Raw genomic sequence first — 11,055 nt, 5'->3', positions numbered from 1 at the left:
TTCGAACCCTCCTTTTTTTATCGGCTATTATCAAAATTTATTTTGATACAGCCCCTTCTTTTTATCTCTTATTTTAGTACGAAAGATTGACAATCTGTACATTCAACAACTGTTGGATTTGCTTCATGAGTACCAACTGTTATTGCATTTAATGTACAATAATTTTCTGAGCAATCATGATGTTTGCATTGTTGCACACTACATTTAATACTTGGATTCTTAGCCATAATATCACCTCCTTATCTTCATTACCCTATTATTTTTACCCTAGAAATTAATATTATTCTTGATAATAATTATCATCTATTTTAGTAATTAAATCATTATGTATATATTTAATCTAAGTTATTTTTTTGTTTTAGGGTTAAATATAAGAGCCATTAAATACCCAAAAAATATTGATGCAGTGATTCCTCCAGCTGCACCTTTAATTCCTCCTGTGAATGCTCCAAGTAAGCCATCTTCTTTAACTCCCTTTATTGCAGCATCAGCTAACGAATTACCAAAACTAGGTAATGGAATTGTAGCTCCAGCACCTCCTATTTCAATTAACTTATCATAAATTCCAAATCCGCCAAGAATAGCTCCTAATGTTACAAAAATAACCAATATCCTTGCAGGAGTGAGTTTTGTTGTATCCATTAATATTTGAGCAACAACACATATCAATCCTCCAACAATAAATGCACTAACATAGTCCATTATAAATTCCCTCCAATTTCTTATTAAAATTCAATAGCAACTGCATGCGCTATTCCTGGAATAGTCTCACCTTGAAGAGATGATGTAGTACTCATTAATGCTCCAGTTGAAACTAATAATACACTTTTTATTTCTCTTCTCATTAATTTTTTATATAAATATCCGCAGGTAACAACTGCAGAACATCCACATCCACTTCCACCTGAGTCAGTCTTTTGCCTTTCATCATCAAAAATCATATCTCCGCAATCAATATAATTATCCTTAACATCATAACCATACTCTGCAAGTAGCTTAGTAGTAATTTCTTTTCCTACTTTACCTAAATCTCCGGTTGCAATAATGTCATAATCTTTAGGAGTTCGACCTGTATCTTTAAAATGATTATATATAGTATCTACAGCCGCAGGTGCCATTGCTGCTCCCATATTATTAGCATCCTTTATTCCATAATCCTTTACTAATCCTGTTGTAACATAAGTAACTCTAGGATAATCTCCACTTCTTCCTAATACCATGGCCCCAGAACCAGTAACTGTCCATTGGCATGTTGGACATCTTTGGCAACCATATTCTAAAGGAAATCTAAATTGTCTTTCAGCTGCACTAAAATGTGAAGATGTTGAAGCTACAATATAACTTCCAAATCCACCATCTAAAAACAATGATGCCATACTTAATGATTCTGACATTGTAGAACATGCACCATACAATCCAATAAATGGTATGTTAAGTTCTCTCGCTGCAAAACTTGATGATGTTATTTGATTTAATAAATCACCGGCAAATAAATAATCTATTTTTTCCTCTGTTAAATTAGCTGCACTTATAGCGCCTTTTATTGCTGTGTACATCATTTCAGATTCAGCCTTTTCAAAACTATCTTTCCCCAATGTATCATCACTAATTATTTCATGAAAATAATCTTTTAAGGGTCCATCACCTTCCTTCGGACCTACTATAGAATAAGTTGAAATAATTTTAGGCGGATTTTCTAACTTTATTGTTTGTTTTCCGACCTTTTTATCTTTAACAGCCATAACTCTACATACCTCCCTATTGAATAATTCCTAATAAACCAAGAACATAATAAATAAGTCCAATAATTACTGATGTTCCTATACCATAGACAAGAACTGGACCTGCAATTGTAAACATCTTTGCTGCAACTCCAAATACAAAGCCTTCTTTTTTAAATTCTATTGCTGGAGAAACTACTGCATTTGAAAATCCTGTAATTGGTACTACTGTTCCGGCTCCTGCAAAAGATGCAATTTTATCATATACCCCAAATCCGGTTAATAATGCTCCTATAAATATCATTATTATTGGTAACCATTGCTTTGCAGCCTCTTCATCCACGCCAAACTTCAATAGCATATTTAAAATAAATTGTCCTATAGTACAAATAATGCCACCAACTATAAATGCCAAAATAATATTCTTAAAATACTTTGGTTTAGGAGCCATCTCCTTAGAAATTGTTTGAAATTCTTGTAATATTTTTTCCTCTTTTTGTGCTCTTTTACTCATAAGAATATCTCCTTGTATATTTTATTGAATATGTATAGTATTCCTCTAAAGCAAAATTAAATTACAAAAAAATAATCTATATTAAATAAATTATTATTTAATATAGATTATTTTATATTTTATTTACTTTTATATTATTCATTTTCATTTGTTCATCCTTCATCTAAGTGTTTTTTCATTTCTTGTAATACTTTCTTTTCAATCCTCGAAACTTGAACTTGACTTATACCTAACATCTTTGCTACCTGTACTTGTGTCTTATCCTTAAAGTATCTAAGCACTATTATTTGTCTCGATTTCGTATCTAAACTTCTTAAAGCTTCTTTTAAAGCAATTTTTTCAGTAATATTTTTATCTTCAACTGCACTTTCACTTAGCTTATCAATTAACAATACTGGAGAACCATCATCTTGATGAATTACTTCATAAAGATATTGCATACTTGCAGAAGATTCTAATGCAAATAATATTTCTTCCTTATTCATTTCAGAGAATTCAGCTAATTCCTCAATTGTAGGGTCCCTATTTAATTTTTTAGTTAAAGCTTCTTTATCAAAATGAAGTTTTTTAGCTAAACTTTTTACATTTCTACTAACCTTTATTATTCCATCATCTCTAATAAATCTCTTTATTTCACCAATTATCATAGGAACAGCATAAGTTGAAAATTTAACATTATATTTATCATCAAAGTTTTTTATAGCCTTAACAAGCCCCATACATCCAATTTGATAAATATCCTCATATTCATAACCTCTATTCATAAATTTTTTACTTATAGAGGTCACCAAAGGCAAATTAGCTTCTATGAGCTTGTTCATGGCATTTGTATCACCAGCTTTAGCTAAAGGTAATAACTGTGAATTTTCCTCATAGCTTACTCTTTCTCTTTTTACTTCACCCTTTTCCATAAATCTCCCCTAACATGTTAACTAAATTTTTTTGTCATTGTAATTTTAGTTCCCTTTCCCTTTTCACTTTCAACCTCTAAAGTATCCATAAAACTTTCCATTACTGTAAATCCCATTCCTGATCTTTCAAGGTCTGGTCTTGAAGTATAAAGGGGTTCCCTTGCCTGATCAATATTATCTATTCCTCTTCCGTAATCTTTTACCGTAATCGTTACTTCTTTTCCATAAATTGTAGATTCTATTTTAATTATACCCTTTTTATCATTTTCATAACCATGAATAATAGAATTAGTTACAGCCTCTGATACCGCCGTCTTAACATCTGCTATTTCTTCTATAGTTGGATCTAATTGAGAAACAAAAGCTGATACAGCAACTCTGGCAAAACCCTCATTTTGAGACCTACTTTCAAATTCTATACATACTCTATTTTCTTCCATATTTTTAATCCCTCCATTAAATACTCTCAAGCGCTTCATCCACATTATTATAAACAGTAATTATTTTATAAAGTCCTGAAAGTGTAAATACCTTATCAACTCTTTTATTTACATTGATTATACATACTTTTCCATCCCTATTTTGTACCTTCTTAAGTCTTCCTATAACAACACCAATACCTGAGCTATCCATAAAAGTAACTTCTTTAAAGTCCATAATAACCTTTTTGATATTGTCTCTTTCTATTCTATCATCTATCTTAACTCTAACTTCTTCAGCACTATGATGATCTAATTCACCAACAAGTGTAACTACTAGTTTATCATTAATTTTATTAAATTTCAAAAACATAAAAATTAACTCTAAAGATAAATATTTAGAGCTTATACCTCCCATCTCTTCCTTCTTTTTCCATAATTTTAACATAATATTCATTTTGTAGTCAATGGCTTTTTACCTTTTTATGGAATTACCTTTTTAATATTTACTTCATTCTCCTAAAACCCTGACCAAATAATAAAGTCGGCTTACAACCGACTTTATTATTACACTACTTACTATCTTCTTTCTCTTTATATTTATCAATTTCTGTTTGTAAATTAACATAAAAATCATCAATACCTTCATTGTCTGATAAAAGAAGCATTTCTATTGCATCATTTAAATTATTCATAGTGTAAATATGGAATTTACCATTAATAATTGCTTCTTCTACCTCTTCTTTTAATATTAGTTCATCCTTATTGGCCTCCGGAATCAAAACTCCCTTACCTTCAAATGTGTCTAAAATACTGCAAACTTTGAAAAACCCTTCAATTTTTTCGTTTACCCCACCAATAGGTTGGACATCACCAAACTGATTAATTGATCCAGTAACTGCAATATTTTGTTTGATTCCTTTTTTACTTAAGGCTGATAATATAGAAATAATCTCTGCAACAGATGCACTATCTCCTTCTACCATTCCATAAGTTTGTTCAAAACTTAAATGAAAATCTACAGGAATATTCTCATAAGGATTTAAAAGATTTGTTAATAACCCCTTTAATATACTTATTGATTTCTCATGAATTTTACCACTTAAATTACTTTCCTTTTGTATATCAAATATTCTTCCCATCCCCTTATACGCCACACAAGTAATTCTCATTGGTTTACCAAATGTACAATATCCATTATCTAAAACCGCTAATCCATTAATGGCACCAACTTTTCTTCCATCAACTTCTATAACAATTTTATTATCTTCATACATACTCATAAATTCTTCTTCGATTAATTCCTGTTCATATGCAACTGCAAGTATATCATCTTTTGATATTTCCATTCTTTTTTCTTCTCTAGCATGATTATTTGATAAAACTAATAGTTTATCAATATCATCCTCTTCTGCAAGAATTCTCTTTCTGCTACTACTCTTTCTACATAAATATTTCAAAATTTCTTTCATACCATCATCACTAAGATTAAATAGTTCATTCTTTCTAAGCTTCTTCTCTATTATTTTCTTTACTCCAGCAATTGAATCTTCATTAACTTTAACTACTGGAGAAAATTCAGCTCTTAGAGGAAATAACTTTTTAAAGTCTTCATCTGAGTTGTACAAAATATCATAAGTTTCATAATCACCAATTAAAATTACTTTCACTTTAACTGGAATTGATTGTGGCTTTAATCCATTAATATTAATAAAGTCTAAATAACTCTTGTTAGTATCAAAAGAAACCTTATTAGAAATTAATATTTTCTTTAAATAATAATAACTTAAATTATTAACAGCTAGTGAGTTTAATCTTATAATAAGACATCCTCCATTTGCCTTCAATATAGATCCTGCACTAATCAACGAAATATTTGTTGTATACATTCCGTTATGATTTTCGTACTCTATTAATCCAATTAAATTATTTAAATTAGGATCTTCTTCGTAAATAACTGGTGGTGAGCTATTATTAGTATTATCTACAATAACTCTTACATCATATTTGTTTAAAATTTCATATATTTGATTTTCATCCTCTTCTATACTCATTGTATAGCAATCAATTAAATCTTCTTCAATACATGTAAACAGTCTTTCTAGATATTCATAAGAATCATCATCTGTTATGAATTCTAAAAGAGCCTCATCTTTTTCCTCTTCCATTTGTGTGGCTAAAAACTTAGAATATATCTTTTTTAATTTTTTAATAGATTTTACTTCAATATCCTTAAGTTCTTCTAAAATAGTCTCTGCTTTTCTTTTTAATGTACCTGCTTTAGTAACTATAACATTTTTATTTTCAGTTTCTAAATTGTCATATTCCTTTTCACTCATGGCTTCATCACCACTTAGTGGTATAAATGCAAATCCCTTTGTTGTTGCCTTAACTTCAAATCCTTCTTCTTTTGCCATTTTAGTTAATTCATCTAAATAATTATTTCTTCTATTTTGTATATCTTCAACTAAATAGTCCTTTTCATCATTGCTAGAATCACCATAAAAATCATCTACAACTTCTAAATAAGAATTTTTAATCTCATCAACTGTTTCCTTTAATTTATTCCCTTTACCATTTGCAACAAATATTGCTTCTGGCTTATTGATATCTTCTAATGTAACATAACATATATCCCTAGGTGCTTCTAAATCTTTATACGTATTTTCAATAAAGGAAGTTAAATCCTTTAATTTATCTTTTGAAAAGGTGTCTATTAAATAAAGATTATATCCCTCTTTATCTATAGTTATTGCCCTTTCTATTTTTTTATACGCTTTATCAAACTCTTTAATGCCTTTTGTATTTTCTTCAAATTTGCTTTCTGCTAATGGTATATTGAATTTTATTTCTGATGGAGCTAACTCTCTTTTCATAACCCTCCCACTAAGGCCATAAACTATTAATTTAAATAGTTTCGCCTTCCTTAGAATGATATATATTATATTAATATTCTTATATAATTAATTTAAGCTATAAATTTTAATTTTTTTGATATATTTTTAAATATAATAAAAAGGAAGCAAATATATGCTTCCTTTTTATTAATTTTATATTAATAATTTGAATTTGATTTTGTTCCTTCACATATAGCAATCGAAGCTGATGCCCCTATTCTTGTAGCACCATTTTCAATCATTTCTAAAGCATCTTCTCTGCTTCTAACTCCACCAGATGCTTTAACCCCCATATCAGCACCAACAGTTTCTCTCATAAGCTTAATATCTGCTGCTGTTGCTCCTCCTGTTGAGAATCCAGTAGATGTCTTAACAAAATCAGCTCCAGCTTCTTTTGATAATTCACATGCAATAACCTTTTCCTCATCAGTTAAAAGACAAGTTTCTATTATTACCTTAGTAAGTGCCTTTCCTTTAGCTGCTTCAACAACTGCCTTAATATCATTTTTAACGTATTCTAAATCTCTTTCCTTTAGTTTTCCTACGTTTATAACCATATCTACTTCTGTAGCACCCTTTTCAATAACATCTTTTGTTTCAAAGGCTTTAACTTCTGTAGTAGTTGCTCCTAAAGGGAAACCTATTACAGTACAAACTTCAACGTCAGTTCCTTCTAAAGCAGTTGCTGCAACAGGAACCATTGATGGATTTATACAAACTGAAGCAAAATTATACTCAACTGCTTCTTTACAAAGTTTTAAAACTTCCTTTTCAGTTGCTTCTGCTTTTAATATTGTGTGGTCAATCATTCTAGCTATTTGTGCCTTATCCATTATAATACCTCCATTTATTTTGAAATTTTTCTTAAGTAGCCCCTATATATTATAATTGATGTACTACAGATTGGAAAGTTTTTTTCTAAAATCGTATATATTATTTCTAAATTTTAATCAAATAGTATACATTAATTTTAAAATAACTTTAATTGTTCAACAGTTTCTTCTTTTACTCCAGATACTGTTACTCCAATCAATCTTATACCCTCTTCAAACACCTCATCATTTACTATTTCATGTGCTACATTATATATAGTATTTAAATCATTTGTATAATAATTTAAACTTCTACTTCTTGTATGACTTTCAAAATTGCTTGTTTTATATTTAACTGTTATAGTTTTAATAAATACATTTCTTCTTTTCAATTCTTCACTTAATTCTAAACAAAAGCTTTTTACATAATATAAAATATCTTCTTTATTTTCTGTATCAAATTTTAATGTATTTTCTCTACCGTAGGATTTTCTATCACGATTTACTTTAACTTCTCTATTATCAATTCCTCTTATTCTTTCATATATGTCAATTCCATACTTTCCAAAATACTCAATAAAAAAATCTTTTGGTAATTCATATAAGTCATCTACTTTAAACATTCCCATATTATTCAATTTTTTTACCGACTTCTCTCCTAAGCCATAAATCTTAGATACAGGTAATGGTTTTAAGACATCTGGAATCATCTCTTTTGTAATAATCTTTATTCCATTTGGTTTATTCCAATCAGAAGCTAGCTTTGCTAAAAATTTGTTATATGATATTCCTATAGATAAAGTTAATCCTACTTCTTGAAAAACTCTCCTTTTAATATATTGAGCTGCTTCTAACCCGTCATTAAACTTACTTTCACTTAAATCTAAAAATGCTTCATCAATTGAAAGTGGCTCAACAAGCGGAGTAATCTCTTTAAATATAGTAAATATCTTATTTGATATTTCTTTATATCTATAATATCTTACTTTAAGGTATATTCCATGAGGACATAACTTCTGAGCAATAAAAATGGGCATTGCAGACCTAACCCCATATTTTCTAGCTTCGTAAGAGCAAGTTGAAACAACTCCTCTTTCACTTACTCCTCCAACTATTACCGGTTTACCTTTTAATTTTGGATTATCTGCTTGCTCAACAGCTGCAAAAAAGGCATCCATATCTACATGCAAAATTATTTTATCCATTTTCCTCCTAATATAGTACTTCTTCAAAAATCCCTTTATTCTTACTATTAATAAATGAAAGTATACCTTGAGCTAAAAGCTCATCAATATATCTTCTTTTACTTGACATTGAACAAAAAGATACAATAACTATAGCAATAATAGTTCTAAATCCTTTATCTATATAATATTCATATTCTCCCTCTTCATCACATAAATATTCTATAACACCTTCAACAATATCTACATTTCTCCTTGGATTATAATTTGATAAAACCCCTATCAATGGTAAAAATTGATTTGCTATTTTAATATTTCTTCTTTGAAGCTGAAGTATAAATTCCATACTTCTATACATCTCTCCTGATGATCCATTTAATATAATTGCATTTGCTAATCCTTGTACGCCATTTTTAGATCTAATATTTGAATCTGAAATATGATCAAATATATTTTCAATAAAATCATCAACAGTATCTGCCTGAATATCATTTATAACCCATAATGTACAAAGTAAATAATCATCTTCACTAGTTATATTAGAGTATTTTTCTTTTAATATAATAAATAGCTCTTTAATTTTTGATATTATATATTTTTTATCCTTTAACTGCGTATATTTACTAATAGTAAATGCTGATAACGCTAAATATGAGCCCGAAAAGAATCCCTCTTCCTCCAACATTTCCATAGTATCATACATATCTTGAATAAGCTGTTCTTCTTTATCCTTATCAACTGTTGCTATCAATAACGAAAGTATATTTAAAGTATCTCCTCTAAAAGGTGATATTCTTGGTGTATTTAACTTTATATCTTTTCTTATTTCTTTAACTCTCTCTACTGGTATTTCTTTTTCGTAATGCGCAAAAACTAAAGATGCAAAGTGATTTATTATATCTCCATCATTTCTTAATTCTTCCTTAGCTAATCTGTAATTATCAACTGTAAGTTGCATTCTGTCAACCAGAAACTTGTCCATTTATTTCCCTCTCCCCATAAACTTTGAATGTATTTAAGTCAATGCATTAAAAATAATGCATTAAAAATAATATCTTATAATGCAGTTCTTTTAATCTTATACTAAATTTTAAGTCTACTACTTTATTATACTATGAATTTGTGTCATTTTAATAACAATTTATGTGTTATTTTATGGAAAATATTTTTCTTTCTTCCATTTATTCGAGTTGAGTTTTTTGTCATTTTTTGTTAAGATAATTAGTAAGGTTAATTTTTAACTTTGTTAATATAAGGGGGCAAAACAATGAATACTATAGTAACAAAATTTGGTGGAAGTTCTCTAGCAGATTCTATCCATTTTAAAAAAGTAAAAAACATAATTGATGGTAATTCTGAAAGAAAGTATGTAGTTCCTTCAGCACCTGGAAAAAGATTTTCTAAGGATTTTAAGGTAACTGATTTACTTTATCTATGTCATGCTCATGTTAATTCCGGCATTTCCTTAGATGATGTATTTAAATTAATTTCTGAAAGATACCACGCAATTGTCAATGAATTAAATTTAAATTTCGATTTAAATCCTCACTTAGAAATTATAAAAAAGGATATAGAAAATGGGGCTTCTGTAGACTATGCTGCTAGTAGAGGTGAGTATTTAAATGGTTTAATCCTTGCTAATTATTTAGGAATTGATTTTATAGATGCTAAGGATGTTATTAAATTTAATAAATATGCTTCATTAAACCTAGAGGAAACTTATTCTTTACTAAAAGACAAACTTTCAGCCCATGAAAGGGCCGTTATTCCTGGATTTTATGGTTCAGATCAACATGGGGATATAGTTACTTTTTCAAGAGGTGGATCTGATGTAACTGGTGCATTAGTTGCTGCTAGCATAAATGCTAAACTTTATGAAAACTGGACTGACGTTCCTGGATTTTTAATGGCTGATCCTAGAATAGTTAATAATCCTAAAAAGATTAAAACTATTACATATGGAGAACTTAGAGAACTATCATACATGGGAGCTTCTGTTCTTCATGAAGAAGCTGTATTTCCTGTAAGAAGTTCTGGTATTCCAATTAATATAAGAAATACTAATGACCCTGAAAATGATGGTACATTAATAGTTAGTAATGAAACCAAGCATGAAAACACTATTACTGGAGTTGCTGGAAAACAAAACTTTACAGTTTTGTCTATTGAAAAATCTATGATGAATAGTGAGTTAGGATTTTGTAGAAAAATACTTACTATATTAGAACAAAATGGTGTTTCTTTTGAAAATATGCCTTCAGGAATAGATACTGTAAGTGTAGTAATTTCTGATTCTAACTTAAAAAATAAAACTGAAGTCATTGTTGAAGAAATCAAAAGGGCATGTAATCCCGACTCTGTAGTTGTTTATCCTAATATGGCATTAATAGCTACTGTTGGCACAGGCATGGCTTATACTAAAGGTGTAGCTTCTAAAATATTTACTGCACTTGCTGAAGCTGATGTTAATATTAGAATGATAGATCAGGGCTCAAGTGAAATAAATGTCTTAGTTGGAATTGAAAATGACGACTTTGAAAAAGGAATTAATGCTATTTATAAAGCATTTAATTAGTTAATATTAAAACTCTTGATGG

Annotated in this window: 12 protein-coding genes; 1 reads left to right on the top strand and 11 read right to left on the bottom strand. The window is 29.0% G+C overall.

The window, feature by feature from the left end:
- Positions 1-68: 68 nt before the first annotated feature.
- From I4V63_RS11770 to I4V63_RS11720, 11 genes are all read right to left on the bottom strand, one after another.
- Complete coding sequence (locus I4V63_RS11770; protein ID WP_196001440.1) at positions 69-227, bottom strand: DUF1540 domain-containing protein; 159 nt, start codon at positions 225-227, stop codon at positions 69-71.
- A 118-nt stretch (positions 228-345) separates the two neighbouring features.
- Positions 346-702, bottom strand: coding sequence for a stage V sporulation protein AE (gene spoVAE, locus I4V63_RS11765; protein ID WP_042396451.1), 357 nt, complete (start codon positions 700-702; stop codon positions 346-348).
- Between the two features lie 23 nt (positions 703-725).
- On the bottom strand, positions 726-1,742 hold the full coding sequence (gene spoVAD, locus I4V63_RS11760; RefSeq protein WP_196001439.1) for a stage V sporulation protein AD: 1,017 nt from the start codon (positions 1,740-1,742) through the stop codon (positions 726-728).
- Positions 1,743-1,758: 16 nt separating this feature from the next.
- Entirely contained in the window at positions 1,759-2,235 is a 477-nt protein-coding gene (gene spoVAC / locus I4V63_RS11755) for a stage V sporulation protein AC (RefSeq protein WP_196001438.1), read from the bottom strand.
- 152 nt (positions 2,236-2,387) lie between these two features.
- Positions 2,388-3,146 (bottom strand): RNA polymerase sporulation sigma factor SigF, encoded by a 759-nt coding sequence (sigF, locus tag I4V63_RS11750; protein WP_196001437.1) that lies wholly within the window; start codon positions 3,144-3,146, stop codon positions 2,388-2,390.
- 17 nt (positions 3,147-3,163) lie between these two features.
- Positions 3,164-3,586: an anti-sigma F factor gene (gene spoIIAB, locus I4V63_RS11745; RefSeq protein ID WP_196001436.1), complete on the bottom strand. Its 423-nt coding sequence runs from the start codon at positions 3,584-3,586 to the stop codon at positions 3,164-3,166.
- A gap of 16 nt (positions 3,587-3,602) precedes the next feature.
- Positions 3,603-3,938: an anti-sigma F factor antagonist gene (gene spoIIAA, locus I4V63_RS11740; protein WP_196001445.1), complete on the bottom strand. Its 336-nt coding sequence runs from the start codon at positions 3,936-3,938 to the stop codon at positions 3,603-3,605.
- Between the two features lie 199 nt (positions 3,939-4,137).
- On the bottom strand, positions 4,138-6,441 hold the full coding sequence (locus I4V63_RS11735; RefSeq protein WP_196001435.1) for an AAA family ATPase: 2,304 nt from the start codon (positions 6,439-6,441) through the stop codon (positions 4,138-4,140).
- A 179-nt stretch (positions 6,442-6,620) separates the two neighbouring features.
- Positions 6,621-7,295, bottom strand: coding sequence for a deoxyribose-phosphate aldolase (deoC, locus tag I4V63_RS11730; protein ID WP_196001434.1), 675 nt, complete (start codon positions 7,293-7,295; stop codon positions 6,621-6,623).
- Between the two features lie 137 nt (positions 7,296-7,432).
- Positions 7,433-8,479, bottom strand: a complete 1,047-nt coding sequence (locus tag I4V63_RS11725; RefSeq protein WP_196001433.1) for a DNA polymerase IV — start codon at positions 8,477-8,479, stop codon at positions 7,433-7,435.
- A 7-nt stretch (positions 8,480-8,486) separates the two neighbouring features.
- Positions 8,487-9,440 (bottom strand): DUF4003 family protein, encoded by a 954-nt coding sequence (locus I4V63_RS11720; RefSeq protein ID WP_196001432.1) that lies wholly within the window; start codon positions 9,438-9,440, stop codon positions 8,487-8,489.
- 285 nt (positions 9,441-9,725) lie between these two features.
- On the opposite strand from I4V63_RS11720, the gene I4V63_RS11715 reads away from it, so the two are divergent.
- The gene (locus I4V63_RS11715) at positions 9,726-11,033 is read left to right on the top strand and encodes an aspartate kinase (RefSeq protein ID WP_196001431.1); all 1,308 of its coding nucleotides are present in this window, start codon (positions 9,726-9,728) and stop codon (positions 11,031-11,033) included.
- The last annotated feature ends 22 nt before the right edge of the window (positions 11,034-11,055 follow it).

It is taken from the genome of Clostridium sp. 1001271B_151109_B4, assembly GCF_015670405.1.
Lineage (GTDB): Bacteria > Bacillota > Clostridia > Clostridiales > Clostridiaceae > Clostridium.
This window is presented reverse-complemented; position numbering and strand designations above follow the sequence as displayed.